Source organism: Phytohabitans flavus (assembly GCF_011764545.1).
Classification (GTDB): Bacteria; Actinomycetota; Actinomycetes; order Mycobacteriales; family Micromonosporaceae; genus Phytohabitans; species Phytohabitans flavus.
In genome coordinates, this window is the sequence record NZ_AP022870.1 from 8267458 (window position 1) to 8289938 (window position 22481).

Consider the following 22481-nt stretch of genomic DNA (forward strand, 5'->3'; position numbering starts at 1 on the left):
GCTTGACCGTGCGCGCCAACCGGTCGTCATCCACATCACCACCACGCCCAGGAAAGAGCCATGCCTCCCAAGAAAAAGCTTGTCAAGACGTTCACGCTGCAGTTGCCGGCGGGCCAGGCCACGCCGGCGCCGCCGGTCGGTCCGGCGCTGGGCCAGCACGGCGTCAACATCATGGAGTTCTGCAAGTCCTACAACTCGCAGACCGAGTCGCAGCGGGGCGACATCGTCCCGGCCGAGATCAGCGTGTACGAGGACCGCAGCTTCACGTTCGTGCTGAAGACCCCGCCCGCCGCCCGCCTGCTGATCAAGGCGGCCGGTGTGCCGAAGGGGTCCGGCACGCCGCACACCGAGAAGGTCGGCTCGGTCACCCGCGCCCAGCTGCGTGAGATCGCCGAGAAGAAGATGGCGGACCTGAACGCCAACGACCTCGACCACGCCGAGCGGATCATCGCCGGCACCGCCCGTTCCATGGGCATCACTGTCAAGGAATAAGCAACAGCACTCGTGGGAGGGCCCGACCGGGGCCCGCCGAGACCACAGGAGAAATCAGCAGATATGCCGCACAGCAAGAATTACCGCAAGTCTCTCGACCTGATCGACCGGTCGAAGCTGTACACCCCTTCCGAGGCGATCAAGCTCGCCAAGGAGACCACCACGGTCAAGTTCGACGCCACGGTCGAGGTCGCGATGCGCCTCGGCGTCGACCCTCGTAAGGCCGACCAGATGGTCCGCGGCACGGTCAACCTGCCGCACGGCACCGGCAAGACGGTCCGCGTGATCGTCTTCGCGGCCGGCGCCAAGGCCGAAGAGGCTGCGGCCGCTGGCGCCGACGAGGTGGGCACCGATGAGCTGGTCGCCCGCATCCAGGGCGGATGGCTGGAGTTCGACGCGGCGATCGCCACGCCGGACCAGATGGCCAAGATCGGTCGGATCGCGCGGATCCTGGGCCCGCGCGGTCTGATGCCCAACCCCAAGACGGGCACCGTGACCATGGATGTCACCAAGGCTGTCGCCGACATCAAGGGCGGGAAGATCACCTTCCGGGTGGACAAGCACTCCAACCTGCACCTGATCATCGGCAAGGCGTCCTTCACCGAGGACAAGCTGGTCGAAAACTACGCGGCTGTGCTCGACGAGGTGCTCCGCGCCAAGCCGTCGGCGGCCAAGGGCAAGTACCTGAAGAAGGTCACCGTCACCACCACGATGGGCCCCGGCGTGCCGATCGACCCCAACGTGACCCGCGGCCTCGTCAGTGAGGCAGCGGCGGCGGAGGCCTGATCCTTCTTCGCGGAAGCGGCGCGTTCCCCCGGTCGGGGAGCGCGCCGCTCTCGATTTGGCGGGTAGCGGCTGTACCGCGTACCCTTGCGGCGAAGTACCACCCGAAGACCGCTGGTCACCGCGCTCCGGCGCGGTCGAAGGTCCCGTTCGACGGGCGACCCGCGCAGGGCGATGTGCGAGCAAGCGTGACATCATGTCCCGCCCCGTGCGCCCTCTGCGCCGGGGCGTTTTCGTTGTTCAGGCCCGGGAGCACCAGCCAGGCGCAACGAGAGGAGGGACATGGCGGACAAGCCGGTTCGGGCCGACAAGGCCACGGCCGTCGCCGAGCTCACCGAGCACTTCCGCAAGGCACAGGCGACCGTGCTGACGGAGTACCGCGGCCTCACGGTCGCGCAGCTCACCAACCTGCGGCGCTCGCTGGGTCAGACCACGACGTACTCGGTCGCGAAGAACACCCTGGCCAAGCGCGCTGCGACGGAAGCTGGCATCAGCGGCCTCGACAAGCTGTTCACCGGTCCTACCGCGCTCACTTTCGTTTCCGGCGATGTGGTGGAGGCGGCGAAGGGCCTGCGCGAGTTCGCGAAGGCCAACCCGGCTCTGATCATCAAGGGCGGCGTGTTCGAGGGCAAGGCGATCTCGGCTGACGAGGTCAACAAGCTCGCCGACCTCGAGTCCCGCGAGGTGCTGCTGGCCAAGCTGGCCGGCGCCATGAAGGCGAACCTGAGCAAGGCCGCGGCCGTGCTCCAGGCCCCGCTGACGAAGACCGCTCGTCTGGCGGCCGCACTTCAGGACAAGCGCGAGAAGGAAGAGGCCGCTCAGTAAGGCGGCGAGTCAGCTCCTTGGGTGCGGGCGTACGAGGTGACGGCCAATCCCGGGAAATCGAAACAACCAAGGAAGGACGCCAGACACCATGGCGAAGCTCAGCACCGACGAGCTGCTCGACGCGTTCAAAGAGATGACGCTGATCGAGCTGTCGGACTTCGTTAAGCAGTTCGAGGACACGTTCGACGTCCAGGCCGCCGCGCCTGTCGCCGTCGCTGCCGGCCCGGCCGGTGGCGCTGCCGCCGCGCCGGTCGAGGAGGAGAAGGACGAGTTCGACGTCATCCTCGAGGCCGACGGTGGCAAGAAGATTCAGGTCATCAAGGTCGTGCGTGAGCTGACCGGCCTGGGCCTCAAGGAGGCCAAGGACGCGGTCGAGGCCGCCCCGAAGGCGATCCTGGAGAAGGTCAACAAGGAGACCGCCGAGAAGGCCAAGACCAAGCTCGAGGCCGAGGGCGCGAAGGTCTCCCTCAAGTAAGTGGGTGGTCGGCGCGAGGCCACAGGCACGCGCTGAGCCATCGAATGTTCACCCTGACGTAAGTGAATGTTGGGCGCGAGGCCGAGGATGCGCTTAGCGACCCGACGCTCACGCTGAAGTAAGTGGTCGTTGGCCAGCAAGAAATCTCGCGCAAGCTCTCCAGTGGGCTCCCCGTTACCCGAAAAGGTGGTGACGGGGAGCCCACTTCATGCATACAGAGTGGAAAGTCGGGCGTGGCGGCGATCACGGTGGTCCGACCCGCGGCAGAACCCTTGACGCAGCGTTTGCTGGCAGGCACGCTGACATCAGCAAGTCCTTCCGCGCTTGCAACGGCCACCGGCTGGGTAAGGCGGCGTAGGTCCACCATTGGTGAGATCGCAACGCAGCCGACCGGCCGGCACCGGGCTCGCGTGCCGCGTTCTGAGCGGCCTGGAGGCACCGTGAGGTGCCACGAGGTGCGTTCCGCGTCGCGCTGCCATGGTGGGCTGGACAGCGGTTAGCCGTTCGGCTACACTGCTAGTTTGCGCTGCCTTCCGACTTTAGCCCTGCCCGGATTGTCCAAATCTGGCCGTTCGGATCGGGGTCAGTCGGGGTGCGCGCGCAACGGCCGTTTTGCAGCACCGGTCCTCGGAAGGACGCATCTTGGCAGCTTCCCGCCCTGCGAAGACCAGTCGTACGTCGAGCGCATTTGCTCCCCGCCGGATTTCATTCGGCAGGATCACCGAACATCTTGAGGTCCCCAACCTCCTCGCCATCCAGACCGAGTCCTTCGACTGGCTGGTCGGCAACGAGGCATGGCAGGGCCGGTCGGCTGATGACCCGCACGCCCGCTCCGGTCTCGCGGAAATCCTCGACGAGATTAGTCCGATTGAGGACTTCTCGGGCACCATGTCCCTTTCCTTCTCCGCCCCCGCTTCGACGAGGTCAAGGCCTCGATCGAGGAGTGCAAGGAGAAGGACCTGACGTACTGCGCTCCGCTCTTCGTGACCGCGGAGTTCACCAACAACACCACTGGCGAGATCAAGAGCCAGACGGTGTTCATGGGTGACTTCCCGATGATGACCCCCAAGGGGACCTTCATCATCAACGGCACCGAGCGCGTGGTCGTCAGCCAGCTCGTCCGCTCGCCGGGCGTCTACTTCGACAAGCAGCCGGACAAGACGTCCGACCGCGACCTCTCCAGCGTCAAGGTCATCCCGAGCCGGGGTGCCTGGCTGGAGTTCGACATCGACAAGCGCGACACTGTCGGCGTCCGTATCGACCGCAAGCGCCGCCAGGCCGTCACGGTCCTGCTCAAGGCCATTGGCTGGACCAACGAGCAGATCCGCGAGCGGTTCGGCTGGTCCGAGCTGATGATGACCACCTTGGAAAAGGACCACATCGCCGGCCAGGACGAGGCGTTGTTGGATATCTACCGCAAGCTGCGGCCTGGTGAGCCGCCGACGCGGGAGAACGCCCAGACCCTGCTCGACAACCTCTTCTTCAACTCGAAGCGGTACGACGTCGCCAAGGTCGGTCGTTACAAGTTCAACAAGAAGCTCGAGATCGACATCCCGATCAACAAGGGCACGCTGACCGTCGAGGACATCGTCGCCACGGTTGAGTACCTCTGCCGCCTGCACTCGGGCGAGGAGGGCTACGAGGCCGACGACATCGACCACTTCGGCAACCGGCGCCTCCGCACCGTGGGCGAGCTGATCCAGAACCAGGTTCGGGTCGGCCTGTCCCGGATGGAGCGGGTCGTCCGCGAGCGGATGACCACGCAGGACGTCGAGGCGATCACGCCGCAGACCCTGATCAACATCCGCCCGGTCGTGGCGGCGATCAAGGAGTTCTTCGGCACCTCGCAGCTGTCGCAGTTCATGGACCAGACCAACCCTCTGGCGGGCCTGACCCACCGCCGGCGCCTCTCCGCGCTGGGCCCCGGTGGTCTGTCCCGCGAGCGGGCCGGCTTCGAGGTTCGCGACGTGCACCCGTCCCACTACGGCCGGATGTGCCCGATCGAGACCCCGAAGGTCCGAACATCGGTCTGATCGGCGCGCTGGCCACGTTCGGCCGGGTCAACCCGTTCGGCTTCATCGAGACGCCGTATCGGAAGGTGGAGGATGGCCGGGTCACCGACCAGATCGCCTACCTGACGGCCGACGAGGAAGACCGGTACGTCAAGGCCCAGGCCAACTCGCCGCTGAAGTCCGACGGCAGCTTCGCCGAGGATCGGGTGCTGGTCCGCCGAAAGGGCGGTGAGGTCGACTTCGTCCCGCCGTCCTCGGTCGACTACATGGACGTCTCGCCGCGCCAGATGACGTCGGTCGCGACCGCCATGATCCCGTTCCTCGAGCACGACGACGCCAACCGGGCGCTCATGGGCGCCAACATGCAGCGCCAGGCGGTGCCGCTGGTCAAGGCCGAGTCGCCGCTGGTGGGTACCGGCATGGAGTACCGGGCCGCCGTCGACGCCGGTGACGTTGTCGTCGCCGAGGTCGGTGGCGTGGTCGAGGACCTGTGCGCCGACTACGTGACGGTGCACCAGGACGACGGTCACCGCCGCACCTACCTGCTGCACAAGTTCCGCCGCTCCAACGCCGGCTCCTGCGTCAACCAGAAGCCGGTCGTCTTCGAGGGCGACCGCGTCGAGGCCGGCCAGGTCATCGCCGACGGTCCGTGCACCGACGAGGGCGAGATGGCGCTCGGGCGCAACCTGCTCGTCGCGTTCATGCCGTGGGAAGGCCACAACTACGAGGACGCGATCATCCTGTCGCAGCGCCTCGTGCAGCAGGACGTGCTCACCTCGATCCACATCGAGGAGCACGAGGTCGACGCCCGCGACACCAAGCTGGGTCCGGAGGAGATCACCCGCGACATCCCGAACGTCAGCGAGGAAATGCTCGCCGACCTCGACGAGCGCGGCATCATCCGGATCGGCGCGGAGGTCGTGCCCGGCGACATCCTGGTCGGCAAGGTCACGCCCAAGGGTGAGACCGAGCTGACCCCCGAGGAGCGGCTGCTCCGCGCGATCTTCGGTGAGAAGGCGCGTGAGGTCCGGGACACCTCGCTGAAGGTGCCGCACGGCGAGACCGGCACGGTCATCGGCGTCCGCACCTTCTCCCGCGAGGACGGCGACGAGCTGCCCCCGGGCGTCAACGAGCTGGTCCGCGTCTACGTGGCCCAGAAGCGCAAGATCCAGGACGGTGACAAGCTCGCGGGCCGCCACGGCAACAAGGGCGTCATCTCCAAGATCCTGCCGGTGGAGGACATGCCGTTCCTCCAGGACGGCACGCCGGTCGACATCGTGCTCAACCCGCTGGGTGTGCCGAGCCGGATGAACATCGGCCAGGTCCTGGAGACCCACCTCGGGTGGGTGGCCAAGACCGGCTGGAAGATCGAGGGCGAGGACACCGACTGGAAGCGCGCGCTCACGTCGATCGGCGCCGACTCGTCGGAGCCGGACACCAACGTGGCGACGCCGGTCTTCGACGGCGCCAAGGAAGCGGAGATCAGCGGCCTGCTGGCCAGCTCCCTGCCCAACCGTGACGGCGTTCAGCTCGTCGGCGGCTCGGGCAAGGCCCAGCTGTTCGACGGCCGCTCGGGTGAGCCGCTGCCGGACCCGATCGCGGTCGGCTACATCTACATCCTGAAGCTCAACCACCTGGTCGACGACAAGATCCACGCTCGCTCGACCGGTCCGTACTCGATGATCACGCAGCAGCCGCTGGGTGGTAAGGCGCAGTTCGGTGGTCAGCGCTTCGGTGAGATGGAGTGCTGGGCGATGCAGGCGTACGGCGCTGCATACGCCCTCCAGGAGCTGCTCACGATCAAGTCCGACGACGTGCTCGGCCGCGTGAAGGTGTACGAGGCCATCGTCAAGGGCGAAAACATCCCAGAGCCCGGCATCCCGGAGTCGTTCAAGGTGCTCCTCAAGGAGCTCCAGTCGCTGTGCCTCAACGTCGAGGTGTTGAGTAGCGACGGTGTGGCGCTGGAAATGCGGGAGACCGACGACGAGGTCTTCCGGGCGGCAGAGGAGCTGGGCATCGACCTGTCTCGGCGGGAGCCAAGCAGCGTCGAGGAAGTCTGAGGTGTGAGTCGGGGGCCCAGCGCCCCTGACTCACCTATGAGCTGGCAAGAGATACGACACGACTCGAGGGACATAAATTGCTCGACGTCAACTTCTTCGATGAGTTGCGCATCGGCCTGGCGACAGCTGACGACATCCGCCAGTGGTCGCACGGCGAGGTGAAGAAGCCAGAGACGATCAACTACCGCACGCTCAAGCCGGAAAAGGACGGGCTCTTCTGCGAGAAGATCTTCGGTCCGCAGCGGGACTGGGAGTGCTACTGCGGTAAGTACAAGCGGGTGCGCTTCAAGGGCATCATCTGCGAGCGCTGCGGCGTCGAGGTGACCCGCTCGAAGGTTCGCCGTGAGCGGATGGGCCACATCGAGCTGGCCGCTTCGGTCACGCACATCTGGTACTTCAAGGGTGTGCCCAGCCGTCTCGGCTACCTGCTCGACCTGGCGCCCAAGGACCTCGAGAAGATCATCTACTTCGCGTCGTACGTGGTGACCGGGGTGGACACCGAGGCTCGCCACCGCGACATGTCGACCATCGAGAACGAGCTCCTGGCCGAGAAGCGGCAGGCGGAGAACAGCCGCGACTCGGAGATCGAGAAGCGCGCCGCCAAGCTCGAGGCCGACCTGGCCGAGCTCGAGGCGGAGGGCGCCAAGGCCGACGTGCGGCGCAAGGTCAAGGAGTCTGGCGAGCGCGAGATGCGCCAGATCCGCGACCGGGCGCAGCGCGAGATCGACCGGCTCGACGAGGTGCTCGACACGTTCCGCAAGCTGGAGCCCAAGCAGCTGGTCACCGACGAGCTGCTCTACCGGGAGCTGCGCGACAGGTTCGGCGAGTACTTCAAGGGCGGCATGGGCGCCGAGGCGATCAAGGCGCTGCTGGAAAACATGGACCTGGACGCCGAGGCGGATCACCTCCGCGAGGTCATCCGGTCCGGCAAGGGGCAGCGGAAGATCCGGGCGCTCAAGCGGCTCAAGGTCGTGGCGGCGTTCCTCAACACCCGCAACTCGCCGCTCGGCATGGTGCTCGACTGCGTGCCGGTGATCCCGCCGGACCTGCGTCCGATGGTGCAGCTCGACGGTGGCCGCTTCGCGACCTCCGACCTCAACGACCTGTACCGCCGCGTGATCAACCGGAACAACCGGCTCAAGCGCCTGATCGACCTGGGCGCGCCCGAGATCATCGTCAACAACGAGAAGCGGATGCTCCAGGAGGCCGTCGACGCGCTGTTCGACAATGGCCGCCGCGGCCGTCCGGTCACCGGCCCGGGTAACCGGCCGCTGAAGTCGCTGTCCGACATGCTCAAGGGCAAGCAGGGCCGCTTCCGGCAGAACCTGCTGGGTAAGCGCGTCGACTACTCCGGCCGTTCCGTGATCGTCGTCGGCCCGCAGCTGAAGCTGCACCAGTGCGGCCTGCCCAAGCAGATGGCGCTGGAGCTCTTCAAGCCGTTCGTGATGAAGCGCCTGGTCGATCTCAACCACGCGCAGAACATCAAGTCCGCCAAGCGGATGGTCGAGCGGCAGCGGCCGGTCGTGTGGGACGTCCTCGAAGAGGTCATCGGCGAGCACCCGGTGCTGCTCAACCGGGCGCCGACGCTGCACCGCCTGGGCATCCAGGCCTTCGAGCCGCAGCTTGTCGAGGGCAAGGCGATCCAGATCCACCCGCTCGTCTGCACCGCGTTCAACGCGGACTTCGACGGTGACCAGATGGCGGTGCACGTGCCGCTGTCCGCCGAGGCCCAGGCCGAGGCGCGGATCCTGATGCTCTCGTCGAACAACATCCTCAAGCCGGCCGACGGCAAGCCGGTGACCATGCCCACCCAGGACATGATCATCGGGCTGTACCACCTGACCCACCTCACGCCGGACGCGATGGGTGTTGGCCGGGAGTTCAGCTCGGACGCCGAGGCGCGGATGGCGTTCGACAACGGCGAGCTCAACCTCCAGGCGCCGATCCGGGTGCGGCTGCGGGACGTCGTCGAGGTCGACAACGGTCCTGGCCAGCCCCGGTGGAATGCTCCGGAGGAGTGGACGCCGGGCGAGCCGCTGATCGTGGACACCACGCTGGGCCGGGCGCTCTTCAACGAGACCCTGCCCAAGGGCTACCGGTACGTGAACTACGAGATCCGCAAGGGTCAGCTCTCGGCGATCGTCAACGACCTCGCCGAGCGGTTCCCGAAGGTCGCCCTCGCCGCCACGCTGGACGCGCTCAAGGAGGCCGGTTTCCACTGGGCCACCTGGTCCGGCGTGACGATCGGCATGGAAGACGTCATCGCGCCGCCGCGCAAGCCCGAGATCATGGAGCGGTACGAGAAGGAAGCCGACCGGATCGACAAGCAGTACCAGCGCGGTCTGATGACGGCCGAGGAGCGCCGCGGCGAGCTCATCGAGATCTGGACCAAGGCGACCAACGAGGTGGCCAAGGACATGGAGACCTCGCTGCCGCAGGAAAACCCGCTGTGGAAGATGATCAACTCGGGTGCCCGCGGTAACCTGCTCCAGCTCCGCCAGATCGCGGCGATCCGTGGCCTGGTGGCCAACCCCAAGGGCGAGATCATCCCGCGGCCGATCAAGTCCAGCTACCGCGAGGGCCTCTCCGTAGTGGAGTACTTCATCTCCACCCACGGTGCCCGCAAGGGTCTGGCCGACACCGCGCTGCGTACGGCGGACTCGGGTTACCTGACCCGGCGTCTCGTCGACGTGTCGCAGGACGTGATCATCCGCGAGGAGGACTGCGGCACCGACCGGGCCATCCCGATGACGGTCGGCATGACCATCGACGGTCAGCTGGTGGTGCACGAGTTCGCCGAGACCGGCGTGCACGCGCGCACCCTGGCCGACGACGTCAAGGGCGCCGACGGCACTCTTGTCGCCGAGCGGGGCACCGACCTCAACTCGATCGTGGTCGACAAGCTGGTCGCGGCGAGCGTCGAGACGGTGCGTGTCCGCAGCGTGCTCACCTGCGAGTCCAAGCTGGGCGTCTGCGCGGCCTGCTACGGCCGTTCGCTGCCGACCGGCAAGACGGTGGACGTCGGCGAGGCGGTCGGCATCATCGCCGCCCAGTCGATCGGTGAGCCCGGTACCCAGCTGACGATGCGTACGTTCCACACCGGTGGTGTCGCCGGTGAGGACATCACGCAGGGTCTGCCGCGTGTTCAGGAGATCTTCGAGGCGCGCGTGCCCAAGGGCAAGGCGCCGATCGCCGACACGCCTGGCCGGATCCGGATCGAGGATGGCGAGCGTTCGCGGAAGATCATCATCGTCCCCGACGACGGGAGCGAAGAGATCGTCCACGACAAGATCTCCAAGCGCGTGCGGCTCCGGGCGCACGACGGAGACCACGTCGAGGTCGGCGAGAAGCTCACCGAGGGCACGATCGACCCGCACGAGCTCCTGCGGATCCTCGGCCCGCGCGCGGTGCAGGTCCACCTGACGCAGGAGGTCCAGGAGGTCTACCGCTCGCAGGGTGTGCTCATCCACGACAAGCACATCGAGATCATCATTCGGCAGATGCTGAAGCGGGTCACGGTGATCGACTCGGGTTCCACCGAGTTCCTGCCGGGTGTGCTGGTCGACCGGGCCGTCTTCGAGTCGGAAAACCGCCGGCTCGTGGCGGAGGGTGGCGAGCCCGCCGCCGGTCGTCCGGTGCTCATGGGTATCACCAAGGCCTCGCTGGCAACCGACTCCTGGCTCTCGGCGGCCTCCTTCCAGGAGACCACCCGGGTGCTGACCGACGCGGCGATCAACGCGCGCAGCGACTCGCTGATCGGTCTCAAGGAGAACGTCATCATCGGAAAGCTCATCCCGGCCGGTACCGGCATCAGCAAGTACCGCAACATCCGGGTCGAGCCCACCGAGGAGGCAAAGGCCAAGGTGTACTCGATGACCGGCTACCCCGAGACCGACTACGGCTTCGGGCCGGCAAGCGGACAGGCCGTGCCGCTGGACGACTTCGACTTTGGGTCGTACCGGTAAGTCCTGTTAGTCGCGAAGCGCCCCGCACGTTACGTGCGGGGCGCTTCGCTATGTGAGCGAGCTTCTGAGCGAACCTTCAGGCGGCCGTTAGTAGTCTTGGTGCGTGACCACAACGCCGGCGGCACTGCGGCACCCACTCGATCCCGAGCCGATGCGCTCCACCAAGGCCGGCGCGGTCTTCGCCCTCGGGCTTGTCGCGCTGCTCACCGGCCCGTTCGTGGGTGGGCTGGTGCCGGCCAGCATCGCGATCGTGCTGGCCGCGCAGGGGCGCCGCGAGGCGTTCCGCTCGGGCGGTTACCTGACCGGCTCCGCGTGGCTGCGGCGCGGCGAAAAGCTGGCCTGGATCGGCGTCGCGCTGGCCGCGACGTCGCTGGTTGTCGCCGTCGTGATCGCCGTGGTCGACTTCGCCGGTCAGCCGGCGGGGCACGACTTCGCGCCCGGAGTCGACTAGCGTGACGGTGTTTCCGGCCGGCAGGGTCGATGACGAGGGGCGGAGTGACGGACGACGCGTCGCGGTCGGCGCGGCCCGAGGATCCGCCCTCCCAAGCGGGCGAGCCCGTGGATTCGCCTTTCGGGGAGGCCGGCCGCACCCTAGGTGCCGCCGGGCGGCCGATCGGAGAGGCTGGGCGCCCGATCGGTGAGGCGGACAGCGGACCGTCCGACGGCCCGACGAGCCCATCGGAGAGCGCGCCGGGGGATGGCCGTCCGGAGCGGGGCGAGGAGCCGAAGGACACTCCGGGCTGGCGGCCCGCTGGGGAGGCGCTTCGCCCCTCGGTGCCGAGCTCGCCCGAGATCGCCGGACCTGCCGGGGTGACCCCCAGCCACCCCCGGCGTGGGCACCGCACCCGGGGCCGCCCTTCATACCCCCTCGGCATCCTGGGCCGTCCTTTGCACCGCCGCCACCGCCGCCAGGCTGGCCGGCCGTGATGCGACCCGCGCCGATGCCGCAGCCGGTCGGGGCGGTGCCGGCGCAGTGGGGGCGGCCCGCACAGTGGGGGCAGCCGGCGGCGGTTCCGCCGCCGCCGCGCGAGGCGTGGCTGGCACCGCAAAAGGTGGAGGCGATACCGGGCACGCAGTTCGCGGTCGTGCACCTGAATGTCCCGCCGACGACGTCCGGGCTGGCCATCGGTTCGCTGGTGGCGGGAATCGCTTCGATCCTCGTGTCGTTGGTAGTGGTGTGCTTCGGCGTGGCCGGTGCTTCGGCCGGCTGGGGCGCGTGGGTGGCGGGCGCGTTCGCCATGATCGCTGGCCTCGCCGGCGCCGCCGCCGTCGTGCTGGGGCTGTTCGCCCTGCGGCAGATCCGGCAGGCGGCCGCCGCGATCCGGTTCACCGGCCGTGGTGTGGCCATCTCCGGGCTTGTGTGCGGCGCGGTCGGGCTAGGACTGACGCTGCTCGGCCTCGGTACCTCCCTGCTGATACAGGTGAGTGCCTAGGCACGAGTAGCCCCGCGGGAGAGCGGGTACACTGGACTACTGGAGTTCTCCTCCGCGGGTGAGACGGCAAAGACGGGGTCCCCGTTTTGACCTGTGCACCCTCGGTGGGTACTCTTTCCCCTCGTGCCCGGGCGTGCCCGGGCAATCCGTGCGTGCGCCCTCAAGTGGGCTGCGACACGGGCAACGAGACAAGCGTGGTGCACGTGTGAGCGCGCATCGCAACCGTGTGCCGGACGACACGCCCGACCGCGGGTGCCGGAGGGACGAGGGCCACCCGGCGAAAACGGCCAGGTCAGCCGCGTGCCGGCCGGCGAAAAAGTACGGCACACAGACACAGGCACGCACAGAGGAAGCAAGGGAGCGGAGAAACCCGGTGCCCACGATCCAGCAGTTGGTCCGCAAGGGCCGGCAGGCCAAGACGAGCAAGACCAAGACCCCGGCGCTGAAGGGGAGCCCCCAGCGGCGCGGAGTGTGCACGCGTGTGTACACCACCACCCCAAGAAGCCGAACTCGGCGCTGCGCAAGGTCGCTCGTGTGAAGCTGAGCAGCCAGATCGAGGTCACCGCGTACATCCCCGGTGTCGGCCACAACCTCCAGGAGCACTCGATCGTGCTCGTGCGTGGCGGCCGTGTGAAGGACCTCCCCGGCGTCCGGTACAAGATCGTCCGCGGTTCGCTGGACACCCAGGGCGTCCGCAACCGCAAGCAGGCGCGCAGCCGCTACGGCGCGAAGAAGGAGAAGAGCTGACATGCCGCGTAAGGGCCCCGCGCCGCGCCGACCGCTGATTGCTGACCCGGTGTACAACTCCCCGCTCGTCACGCAGCTGGTCAACAAGATCCTGATGCGCGGTAAGCGCCAGCTCGCCGAGCGCGTCGTTTACGGCGCCCTCGAGGGCTGCCGGGAGAAGACCGGCACCGACCCGGTCGTGACCCTCAAGCGCGCGATGGACAACGTGAAGCCGACCCTCGAGGTCCGCAGCCGCCGTGTCGGTGGCGCGACCTACCAGGTGCCGGTCGAGGTGCGCCCCACCCGGGCGACCACCCTGGGTCTCCGCTGGCTCGTGCAGTTCTCCAAGGCCCGGCGTGAGAAGACCATGATCGAGCGGCTGCAAAACGAGCTGCTCGACGCGAGCAACGGCCTCGGCGCCTCGGTGAAGCGGCGCGAGGACATGCACAAGATGGCGGAGTCCAACAAGGCCTTCGCCCACTACCGCTGGTAACCGCCAGCCCCCGACGAGACGATGAAGTAGGGATTATCGTGGCTGCCGCCGACAACGCGCTCGCCAAAGTCCGCAACATCGGCATCATGGCGCACATCGATGCCGGTAAGACGACCACGACCGAACGGATCCTGTTCTACACCGGCATCACGTACAAGATCGGCGAGGTCCACGAGGGCGCCGCCGTCATGGACTGGATGGAGCAGGAGCAGGAGCGCGGTATCACCATCACTTCCGCCGCCACCAAGTGCGAGTGGAAGGGCCACACCATCCAGATCATCGACACGCCCGGCCACGTCGACTTCACGGTCGAGGTCGAGCGGTCGCTGCGCGTGCTGGACGGTGCGGTCGCCGTTTACGACGGTGTCGCCGGCGTCGAGCCGCAGACCGAAAACGTCTGGCGCCAGGCGGACAAGTACCACGTGCCGCGGATGTGCTTCGTCAACAAGCTCGACCGCACCGGCGCGGACTTCTTCCGCTGCGTGCAGATGATGATCGACCGGCTCAACGCCACGCCGCTCGTCCTCCAGGTCCCGATCGGTACCGAGGGCGACCACATCGGCGTCGTTGACCTGATCAACATGCGTGCGCTGACCTGGCGCGGCGAGACCCAGAAGGGTGAGGACTACGCGGTCGAGGACATCCCGGCCGACCTCGCCGACCAGGCCGCCGAGTGGCGCGAGAAGCTCCTCGAGACGCTCGCCGAGGTCGACGACTCCGTGATGGAGAAGTACCTGGAGGGCGAGGAGATCTCGGTCGACGAGATCAAGGCCGCCATCCGCCGCGCCACCATCGGCTCCAAGGCCAACCCGGTGCTGTGCGGCTCGGCGTTCAAGAACAAGGGCATCCAGCCGATGCTGGACGCCGTCGTCGAGTACCTGCCGTCGCCGCTGGACATCCCGGCGATCGAGGGCACGGCGACCGACGGCGAGACCCCGCTCGTGCGTAAGCCGTCTGTGTCCGAGCCCTTCTCCGGGCTGGCCTTCAAGATCCAGACGGACAAGCACCTCGGCAAGCTGACCTACGTGCGGGTCTACTCCGGCAAGCTCGAGTCCGGTTCCCAGGTGATCAACTCCACCAAGGACCGCAAGGAGCGCATCGGCAAGATCTACCAGATGCACGCCAACAAGCGGGAAGAGCGTTCGACGGCGCAGGCCGGCGACATCATCGCTGTGCAGGGTCTCAAGCAGACCACCACCGGTGACACGCTGTGCGACCCGGCCAACCCGGTGATCCTGGAGTCGATGACGTTCCCGGAGCCGGTCATCCAGGTCGCCATCGAGCCGAAGACCAAGGCCGACCAGGAGAAGCTGGGCACCGCGATCCAGCGCCTGGCCGAGGAGGACCCGACCTTCCGCGTCGCCAACGACGAGGAGACCGGTCAGACGGTCATCTCCGGTATGGGCGAGCTGCACCTGGACATCCTGGTCGACCGCATGCGCCGGGAGTTCAACGTCGAGGCCAACATCGGCAAGCCGCAGGTGGCGTACCGCGAGACCATCCGCCGCAAGGTGGAGAAGGTCGAGTACACGCACAAGAAGCAGACCGGTGGTTCCGGCCAGTACGCCAGCGTCCTCGTCAGCCTTGAGCCGCTGCCGCTGGACAACGAGGCCCCGACGTACGAGTTCACCAACGCGGTGACCGGTGGCCGCATCCCGAAGGAGTTCATCCCTCGGTGGATGCCGGTGCCCAGGACGCCATGCAGTACGGCGTGCTGGCGGGTTACCCGCTGGTGGGCCTCAAGCTGACGCTGGTGGACGGGAAGTACCACGAGGTCGACTCGTCCGAGATGGCGTTCAAGATCGCTGGCTCGATGGTGCTCAAGGAGGCCGCGCGCAGGGCCGACCCGGCGCTCCTCGAGCCGATGATGGCCGTTGAGGTCACCACTCCCGAGGAGAACATGGGTGACGTCATCGGCGACCTCAACTCCCGCCGGGGCATCATCCAGGCGATGGAGGAGCGCGGGGGTGCCCGCGTCGTCCGCGCCCTGGTCCCCCTGTCGGAGATGTTCGGCTATGTCGGCGACCTGCGGTCGAAGACCCAGGGCCGGGCGAGCTACAGCATGCAGTTCGACTCTTACGCCGAGGTGCCCGCGAACGTCGCCAAGGAGATCATCGCCAAGGCGACGGGCGAGTGAGTCTGAGCCGAGCCCAGCTCGGCTCAGCCATGGCGACGGGTAAGTAGTCGGACCCGCACCAGACCGGGCCTGATGGCCGCACAGTTGCAAGACCAAGCGTACGAACCAAGAAGTCCACAGGAGGACACCAGTGGCGAAGGCGAAGTTCGAGCGGACTAAGCCGCACGTCAACATCGGCACCATTGGTCACATCGACCACGGTAAGACGACGCTGACCGCGGCCATCACCAAGGTCCTGCACGACAAGATGCCCGACCTGAACCCCTACACGCCGTTCGACGAGATCGACAAGGCGCCGGAGGAGAAGGCCCGCGGTATCACCATCTCCATCGCGCACGTCGAGTACCAGACCGAGGCGCGGCACTACGCCCACGTCGACTGCCCTGGTCACGCCGACTACATCAAGAACATGATCACCGGTGCCGCGCAGATGGACGGCGCGATCCTGGTGGTGGCGGCGACCGACGGCCCGATGCCGCAGACTCGCGAGCACGTGCTCCTGGCCCGCCAGGTCGGCGTGCCGTACATCGTCGTGGCGCTGAACAAGAGCGACATGGTCGATGACGAGGAGCTGCTCGAGCTCGTCGAGCTCGAGGTCCGCGAGCTGCTCTCGAACCAGGAGTACCCGGGCGACGACCTGCCGGTCGTGCGCGTCTCGGCGCTCAAGGCGCTCGAGGGCGACCCGGAGTGGACCGACCGGCTCATGGAGCTGATGAACGCGGTCGACACCGCGATCCCGCAGCCCGAGCGTGAGATCGAGAAGCCGTTCCTCATGCCGATCGAGGACGTCTTCACGATCACCGGTCGTGGCACCGTGGTGACCGGTCGCGCCGAGCGTGGCGTGCTCAAGCCGAACGAGGAAGTCGAGATCGTCGGCATCCGCGAGAAGTCGACCAAGACGGTCTGCACCGGTATCGAGATGTTCCGCAAGCTGCTCGACGAGGCCCGCGCGGGCGAGAACGTCGGTCTGCTGCTGCGTGGCATCAAGCGCGAGGACGTCGAGCGCGGCATGGTGGTCGTGAAGCCGGGCACCACGACTCCGCACACGGAGTTCGAGGGTCAGGTCTACATCCTCTCCAAGGAGGAGGGTGGCCGGCACACCCCGTTCTTCCAGAACTACCGGCCGCAGTTCTACTTCCGCACCACGGACGTCACCGGCGTCGTCACGCTGCCCGAGGGCACCGAGATGGTCATGCCCGGCGACAACACCTCCATGTCGGTGAAGCTGATCCAGCCCATCGCCATGGACCAGGGCCTGCGCTTCGCCATCCGCGAGGGTGGCCGCACCGTTGGTGCGGGTCAGGTCACCAAGATCATCAAGTAAGCTGAGTAACCCCGATTAGACCTGCCGTGCGGTAGTACGGCATACTAGTCAGGTTGCGTACTTCGTGGGGTGGCCGGCTGCCCAGCAGCCGGCCATCCTCGCGGGTGGCCGGGGGTGTTGACACGCCCGGTGCCTTGATCCCCGCAACCAACCAGGATCGGCTCCAGCTTTTGGGGCGGAGTCTGGCCCAGGCACGCGACACGCCCGACCGCGGGGGTCGGTCAAGGGATGGACAGCCATCCGCAACACAGCGGCATCGAGAGAAGGAAACGAAGCCACCATGGCGGGACAGAAGATCCGCATCCGGCTCAAGGCCTATGACCACGAGGTCGTCGACTCCTCGGCTCGCAAGATCGTGGAGACGGTGACCCGTACCGGTGCTCAGGTCGCGGGCCCGGTGCCGCTGCCGACCGAGATCAACCGCTACTGCGTGATCCGGTCGCCGCACAAGTACAAGGACTCTCGCGAGCACTTCGAGATGCGCACGCACAAGCGTCTGATCGACATCATCGACCCGACCCCCAAGACGGTCGACTCGCTGATGCGCCTCGACCTGCCGGCTGGCGTCGACATCGAGATCAAGCTGTAGGGACTGCGAACTCATGGACAGGCAAGTTAAGGGCATCCTGGGCGCCAAGCTCGGCATGACCCAGGTCTGGGACAACAACAAGGTTGTCCCGGTCACCGTGGTGCAGGCCGGCCCGTGCGTCGTGACCCAGGTGCGGACCGCCGACAAGGACGGGTACCCCGCGGTACAGCTGGCATTCGGCGCCGTCGACCCGCGCAAGGTCAACAAGCCGCGCACCGGCCACTTCGAGAAGGCCGGCACCGCGCCGCGGCGCCACATCGTGGAGCTGCGCACGACCGACGCGGGTGAGTACGAGCTCGGCCAGGAGGTCACCGTCGAGGCGTTCGGGCGGGCACCGTCATCGACGTCACCGGTAAGACCAAGGGCAAGGGCTTCGCCGGCGTTATGAAGCGGCACGGCTTCCACGGTCTGCGCGCCAGCCACGGTGTCGAGCGCAAGCACCGCTCGCCCGGCTCGATCGGCGCCTGCGCGACCCCGGGTCGCGTCTTCAAGGGTGTCCGGATGGCCGGTCGCATGGGCAGCGTGCGCTACACCGTGCAAAACCTCACCGTCCAGGCGATCGACCCGGAAAACAACCTGCTGCTCGTCAGGGGCGCGATCCCCGGCCCGGCCGGCGCGCTCGTGCTGGTCCGCACCGCGGCCAAGGCGAAGCCGAAGGGTGGTGCCGCGAAGTGAGCACTGTTGGCGTTCTGACCCCCGAGGGCACGACGGCAGGCACCGTCGAGCTGCCCGCCGAGGTGTTCGACGTACAGGCGAACATCCCGCTGATGCACCAGGTCGTGGTGGCCCAGCTCGCGGCGGCCCGCCAGGGTACGCACAAGGCCAAGACCCGCGGCGAGGTCGCCGGTGGCGGCAAGAAGCCGTACAAGCAGAAGGGCACGGGCCGCGCCCGCCAGGGCTCGATCCGCGCGCCGCAGTTCACCGGCGGTGGCGTGGTGCACGGCCCGGTGCCGCGTGACTACAGCCAGCGGACCCCGAAGAAGATGAAGGTCGCCGCCCTGCGTGGCGCGCTCTCCGACCGGGCTCGCGAGGGTCGTCTGCACGTCGTCGAGGCGTTCGTCACCGGCGAGACGCCGTCGACCAAGGCCGCGCTCAAGACGCTGCGCGCCGCGAGCGAGCGCAAGCGCGTGCTTGTCGTGCTCGGCGCCGAGGACGAGCTCAACTGGCTGTCGCTGCGCAACCTCGCTGGCGAGGGTGTGCACCTGATCGAGGCCGGCCAGCTCAACACGTACGACGTGCTGGTCGCCGACGACGTCGTGTTCACCAAGGACGCGCTCGCCGAGTTCCTGGGCGAGAAGCCGGCGGCGGACGAGACGGAGGCCGACAAGTGACCACCATCCCGGATCCGCGCGACATCATCGTCGCGCCGGTCGTGTCCGAGAAGAGCTACAGCGTTCTGGACCAGAACTGGTACACGTTCCTGGTCCGGCCGGACGCCAACAAGACCCAGATCAAGATCGCTATCCAGCAGATCTTCAACGTCCGCGTGCTGACGGTCAACACCGCCAACCGCGAGGGCAAGCGCAAGCGCACCCGCACCGGGTGGGGCAGCGCAAGGCCACCAAGCGGGCGCTGGTGAAGCTGGCTGACGGTGACCGCATCGAGGCCTTCGGCGGCCCGGTCAGCTGAGGGGTTGTAAATCATGCCGATTCGTAAGTACAAGCCGACGTCGCCGGGCCGCCGCGGCTCCAGCGTCGCCGACTTCGCTGAGATCACCCGGTCGACGCCGGAGAAGTCGCTGCTCGTGCCGCTGCCCAAGAAGGGCGGCCGCAACGCGACTGGAAAGATCACCACGCGTCACCAGGGTGGCGGGCACAAGCGCCAGTACCGGCTGATCGACTTCAAGCGGGTCGACAAGGACGGCATTCCGGCGAAGGTCGCGCACATCGAGTACGACCCCAACCGCACCGCGCGCATCGCGCTGCTGCACTACGCCGACGGCGAGAAGCGCTACATCGTCGCGCCGAAGGACCTGAAGCAGGGCGACCGGGTCGAGTCCGGCCCGGGTGCCGACATCAAGCCCGGCAACAACCTCCCGCTGCGCAACATCCCGGTGGGTACCCAGGTCCACTGCGTGGAGCTGCGCCCGGGCGGCGGCGCCAAGCTGGCCCGCTCGGCCGGCGTCGGCATCCAGCTGCTCGGCCGCGAGGGCGCGTACGCCACGCTGCGTATGCCGTCGGGCGAGATCCGTCGCGTCGACGTGCGCTGCCGTGCGACCGTCGGCGAGATCGGCAACGCCGACCAGTCCAACATCAACTGGGGTAAGGCCGGCCGGATGCGGTGGAAGGGCAAGCGCCCGACCGTCCGTGGTGTCGCGATGAACCCGGTCGACCACCCGCACGGTGGTGGTGAGGGTAAGACCTCCGGTGGTCGTCACCCGGTCAACCCCCAGGGCAAGCCGGAGGGTCGCACCCGCCGCAAGGGTCTGCCGAGCGACCGGCTGATCGTTCGCCGTCGTTACGCCAACCGGAAGCGGGGTTAATCCCACATGCCACGCAGTCTCAAGAAGGGCCCGTTCGTCGACGACCACCTGGTGAAGAAGGTGGAGACGCAAAACGACAAGGGCTCCAAGAACGTCATCAAGACCTGGTCGCGGCGTTCGACGATCATCCCCGAGATGCTCGGGCACACGATCGCGGTGCACGACGGGCGCAAGCACGTCCCGGTGTTCATCACCGAGGCCATGGTCGGGCACAAGCTCGGCGAGTTCGCGCTGACCCGCACGTTCAAGGGTCACGAGAAGGACGACCGCAAGAGCCGGCGCCGGTAAGCGGCAGGACTACGGATAAAGGATCAAGGGGTTACAGCGATGCCAGTTAAAGGCGACGCTCCGGCGCTTCCGGGCGCGCGGGCGGTTGCGCGGCACGTGCGCATCTCGCCGACGAAGGCGCGCCGGGTGGTCAACCTCGTCCGCGGTCTGCCCGCGCAGGAGGCGCTCACGGTGCTGAAGTTCGCGCCGCAGGCGGCTAGCGAGCAGGTGTACAAGGTGCTGGCCAGCGCCATCGCGAACGCCGAGAACAACGAGCGGCTGGACCCCGACGCGCTGCTCGTCAGCGAGGCGTACGTCGACGAGGGACCGACGCTCAAGCGGTTCCAGCCGCGGGCGCAGGGCCGGGCGTTCCGGATCCGCAAGCGCACCTGCCACATCACCGTCGTGGTGGAGGCTGTCGCGGCTGCGGCGCCACGCAAGGCCGCGGCGAAGAAGGCGGCGCCGGCGAAGAAGGCGGCCCCGGCCGAGGCGACGAGCTCGCCGGCCGAGACGAAGGCGGAGAACACCGCCGAGGAAGGGACCGAGTAATGGGTCAGAAGGTTCACCCGCACGGGTTCCGGCTCGGCATCTCCACCGACTGGAAGTCCCGCTGGTACGCGGACAAGCTCTACAAGGACTACATCGCCGAGGACGTGAAGATCCGGCGGATGATGTCCAAGGGCCTGGAGCGCGCCGGCATCTCCAAGGTCGACATCGAGCGCACGCGCGACCGGGTGCGGGTCGACATCCACACCGCCCGGCCGGGCATCGTCATCGGCCGCAAGGGCGCTGAGGCCGACCGCATCCGCGGCGAGCTCGAGAAGCTCACCGGCAAGCAGGTACAGCTCAACATCCTCGAGGTGAAGAGCCCCGAGTCGGACGCGCAGCTCGTCGCGCAGGGCGTGGCCGAGCAGCTGTCCAGCCGGGTCAGCTTCCGGCGGGCGATGCGTAAGGCGATGCAGTCCGCGATGAAGAACCCGATCGTGCGGGGCATCCGGGTGCAGGTCTCCGGTCGCCTGGGCGGCGCCGAGATGAGCCGTACGGAGTTCTACCGCGAGGGTCGGGTGCCGCTGCACACGCTGCGGGCCAACATCGAGTACGGCTTCTTCGAGGCGCGTACCACCTTCGGCCGGATCGGCGTGAAGGTGTGGATCTACAAGGGTGACGCCGTCCCGGGTCGCGAGGCCCCGGCCGAGCCCGGTCCCGCGCGTCCGCGTCGCGAGCGGGGCGACCGTCCCGAGCGTCCGCGCCGTGGCCGTTCCGGCTCGTCCGGTACGACCGCCGGCGGCACCGAGGCGGGCCGTGCCGCGGCCGCTGCGGCTGCCGAGCAGTCCGCTGCGGCGTCGGCCGCTCCCGCGGAGGCCGCGCCGGCCGCCGCTACGCCCGCCCCGACTGAGCAGCAGGAGGGCTGACACATGCTGATGCCGCGTAAGCCCCCGAAGGGCTTCCGCAAGCCGCACCACCCGTCCCGCTCCGGGGCGAGCAAGGGCGGCAACCGGGTCGTCTTCGGCGAGTTCGGTATCCAGGCACTGGAGCCCGCCTACGTGACCAACCGGCAGATCGAGGCCGCGCGTATCGCCATGACCCGCCACATCAAGCGTGGCGGCAAGGTCTGGATCACGGTCTTCCCGGACCAGGCCCTGACGAAGAAGCCGGCGGAAACCCGAATGGGTTCCGGTAAGGGTTCGCCCGAGTGGTGGGTCGCCAACATCAAGCCGGGTCGGGTCCTGTTCGAGATGTCGTTCCCGAACGAGACGATCGCGCGCGAGGCCATGCGCCGCGCGATCCACAAGCTCCCGATGAAGTGCCGCATCGTGAGTCGCGAAGTGGGTGAGGTCTGATGGCAGCGGGCACTAAGGCCGCCGAGCTGCGCGAGCACTCCGACGAGGAGCTGATCGCGCAGCTGCGAGAGGCCAAGGCGGAGCTGTTCAACCTCCGCGTGCAGAGCGCGACCGGGCAGCTGGACAACAACAAGCGCCTGCAGGTCATCCGCAAGGAGATCGCCCGGATTTACACGATCATGCGCGAGCGCGAGCTGGGGCTCTCGGCCGCGCCGACTGAGGTGATTGCGTCATGAGTGATAACACTGCTGCTGCGGCGGAGACCACAGCCACGCCTCGGGCCCGGCGCAAGGTCCGCGAGGGCCTGGTCGTCAGCGACAAGATGGACAAGACCGTCGTGGTCGAGGTCGAGGACCGGGTCAAGCACGCGCTGTACGGCAAGGTGCTGCGGCGTACCAGGAAGCTGAAGGTGCACGACGAGCAGAACTCGTGCGGCGTCGGCGACCGGGTGCTGCTGATGGAGACCCGCCCGCTCTCCGCCACGAAGCGCTGGCGCGTCGTGGAGATCATCGAGAAGGCCAAGTAGTCAGCCGACCGTTCCGCCAAGCTCCGGGCCACCGGAGAACTGGCAGACATA

Annotated in this window: 19 protein-coding genes and 5 pseudogenes; all 24 read left to right on the plus strand. The window is 67.6% G+C overall.

Annotation, left to right across the window (positions count from 1 at the left end; all coding sequences use genetic code 11):
• The first annotated feature begins 60 nt into the window (after positions 1-60).
• The 24 genes and pseudogenes from rplK (at position 61) to rpsQ (ending at position 22430) form a co-directional block, all read left to right on the plus strand.
• Positions 61-492, plus strand: coding sequence for a 50S ribosomal protein L11 (rplK, locus tag Pflav_RS36640; RefSeq protein WP_173041234.1), 432 nt, complete (start codon positions 61-63; stop codon positions 490-492).
• Positions 493-555: 63 nt separating this feature from the next.
• Positions 556-1278: a 50S ribosomal protein L1 gene (rplA, locus tag Pflav_RS36645; RefSeq protein ID WP_173041235.1), complete on the plus strand. Its 723-nt coding sequence runs from the start codon at positions 556-558 to the stop codon at positions 1276-1278.
• 279 nt (positions 1279-1557) lie between these two features.
• Positions 1558-2100 (plus strand): 50S ribosomal protein L10, encoded by a 543-nt coding sequence (gene rplJ, locus Pflav_RS36650; protein ID WP_173041236.1) that lies wholly within the window; start codon positions 1558-1560, stop codon positions 2098-2100.
• A gap of 88 nt (positions 2101-2188) precedes the next feature.
• On the plus strand, positions 2189-2575 hold the full coding sequence (gene rplL / locus Pflav_RS36655; RefSeq protein WP_173041237.1) for a 50S ribosomal protein L7/L12: 387 nt from the start codon (positions 2189-2191) through the stop codon (positions 2573-2575).
• A 642-nt stretch (positions 2576-3217) separates the two neighbouring features.
• Positions 3218-6647: pseudogene (rpoB, locus tag Pflav_RS36660) on the plus strand (DNA-directed RNA polymerase subunit beta).
• A 77-nt stretch (positions 6648-6724) separates the two neighbouring features.
• On the plus strand, positions 6725-10612 hold the full coding sequence (locus Pflav_RS36665) for a DNA-directed RNA polymerase subunit beta' (protein ID WP_173041238.1): 3888 nt from the start codon (positions 6725-6727) through the stop codon (positions 10610-10612).
• A 151-nt stretch (positions 10613-10763) separates the two neighbouring features.
• The gene (locus Pflav_RS36670; RefSeq protein WP_232072783.1) at positions 10764-11063 is read left to right on the plus strand and encodes a hypothetical protein; all 300 of its coding nucleotides are present in this window, start codon (positions 10764-10766) and stop codon (positions 11061-11063) included.
• A gap of 475 nt (positions 11064-11538) precedes the next feature.
• Complete coding sequence (locus tag Pflav_RS36675) at positions 11539-12045, plus strand: hypothetical protein (protein ID WP_232072784.1); 507 nt, start codon at positions 11539-11541, stop codon at positions 12043-12045.
• A gap of 373 nt (positions 12046-12418) precedes the next feature.
• Positions 12419-12792: pseudogene (rpsL, locus tag Pflav_RS36680) on the plus strand (30S ribosomal protein S12).
• 1 nt (position 12793) lies between these two features.
• Positions 12794-13264, plus strand: coding sequence for a 30S ribosomal protein S7 (gene rpsG, locus Pflav_RS36685; protein WP_173041240.1), 471 nt, complete (start codon positions 12794-12796; stop codon positions 13262-13264).
• Between the two features lie 86 nt (positions 13265-13350).
• Positions 13351-15047 (plus strand): annotated as a pseudogene (fusA, locus tag Pflav_RS36690) (elongation factor G); the annotation flags it as partial.
• A gap of 117 nt (positions 15048-15164) precedes the next feature.
• On the plus strand, positions 15165-15401 hold the full coding sequence (locus tag Pflav_RS46670) for a hypothetical protein (protein ID WP_232072785.1): 237 nt from the start codon (positions 15165-15167) through the stop codon (positions 15399-15401).
• Between the two features lie 130 nt (positions 15402-15531).
• On the plus strand, positions 15532-16725 hold the full coding sequence (gene tuf, locus Pflav_RS36695) for an elongation factor Tu (RefSeq protein WP_173041241.1): 1194 nt from the start codon (positions 15532-15534) through the stop codon (positions 16723-16725).
• Positions 16726-17005: 280 nt separating this feature from the next.
• Positions 17006-17314, plus strand: coding sequence for a 30S ribosomal protein S10 (gene rpsJ, locus Pflav_RS36700; protein ID WP_018347762.1), 309 nt, complete (start codon positions 17006-17008; stop codon positions 17312-17314).
• A gap of 13 nt (positions 17315-17327) precedes the next feature.
• Positions 17328-17989: pseudogene (gene rplC, locus Pflav_RS36705) on the plus strand (50S ribosomal protein L3).
• Entirely contained in the window at positions 17986-18645 is a 660-nt protein-coding gene (rplD, locus tag Pflav_RS36710) for a 50S ribosomal protein L4 (protein WP_173041242.1), read from the plus strand. Before rplC ends, rplD begins: the two are co-directional and overlap by 4 nt.
• Positions 18642-18943 (plus strand): annotated as a pseudogene (gene rplW / locus Pflav_RS36715) (50S ribosomal protein L23). Before rplD ends, rplW begins: the two are co-directional and overlap by 4 nt.
• A gap of 13 nt (positions 18944-18956) precedes the next feature.
• The gene (gene rplB / locus Pflav_RS36720; RefSeq protein WP_173041243.1) at positions 18957-19796 is read left to right on the plus strand and encodes a 50S ribosomal protein L2; all 840 of its coding nucleotides are present in this window, start codon (positions 18957-18959) and stop codon (positions 19794-19796) included.
• Positions 19797-19802: 6 nt separating this feature from the next.
• Positions 19803-20084: a 30S ribosomal protein S19 gene (gene rpsS, locus Pflav_RS36725; protein ID WP_173041244.1), complete on the plus strand. Its 282-nt coding sequence runs from the start codon at positions 19803-19805 to the stop codon at positions 20082-20084.
• 39 nt (positions 20085-20123) lie between these two features.
• Positions 20124-20612, plus strand: a complete 489-nt coding sequence (gene rplV, locus Pflav_RS36730; RefSeq protein WP_173041245.1) for a 50S ribosomal protein L22 — start codon at positions 20124-20126, stop codon at positions 20610-20612.
• On the plus strand, positions 20612-21475 hold the full coding sequence (gene rpsC / locus Pflav_RS36735) for a 30S ribosomal protein S3 (protein WP_173041246.1): 864 nt from the start codon (positions 20612-20614) through the stop codon (positions 21473-21475). The genes rplV and rpsC overlap by 1 nt, the downstream gene beginning before the upstream one ends.
• A gap of 3 nt (positions 21476-21478) precedes the next feature.
• Positions 21479-21904: a 50S ribosomal protein L16 gene (gene rplP, locus Pflav_RS36740; RefSeq protein ID WP_173041247.1), complete on the plus strand. Its 426-nt coding sequence runs from the start codon at positions 21479-21481 to the stop codon at positions 21902-21904.
• Complete coding sequence (gene rpmC, locus Pflav_RS36745; RefSeq protein WP_173041248.1) at positions 21904-22140, plus strand: 50S ribosomal protein L29; 237 nt, start codon at positions 21904-21906, stop codon at positions 22138-22140. The genes rplP and rpmC overlap by 1 nt, the downstream gene beginning before the upstream one ends.
• On the plus strand, positions 22137-22430 hold the full coding sequence (rpsQ, locus tag Pflav_RS36750) for a 30S ribosomal protein S17 (protein WP_173041249.1): 294 nt from the start codon (positions 22137-22139) through the stop codon (positions 22428-22430). Before rpmC ends, rpsQ begins: the two co-directional genes overlap by 4 nt.
• Positions 22431-22481: the final 51 nt, after the last annotated feature.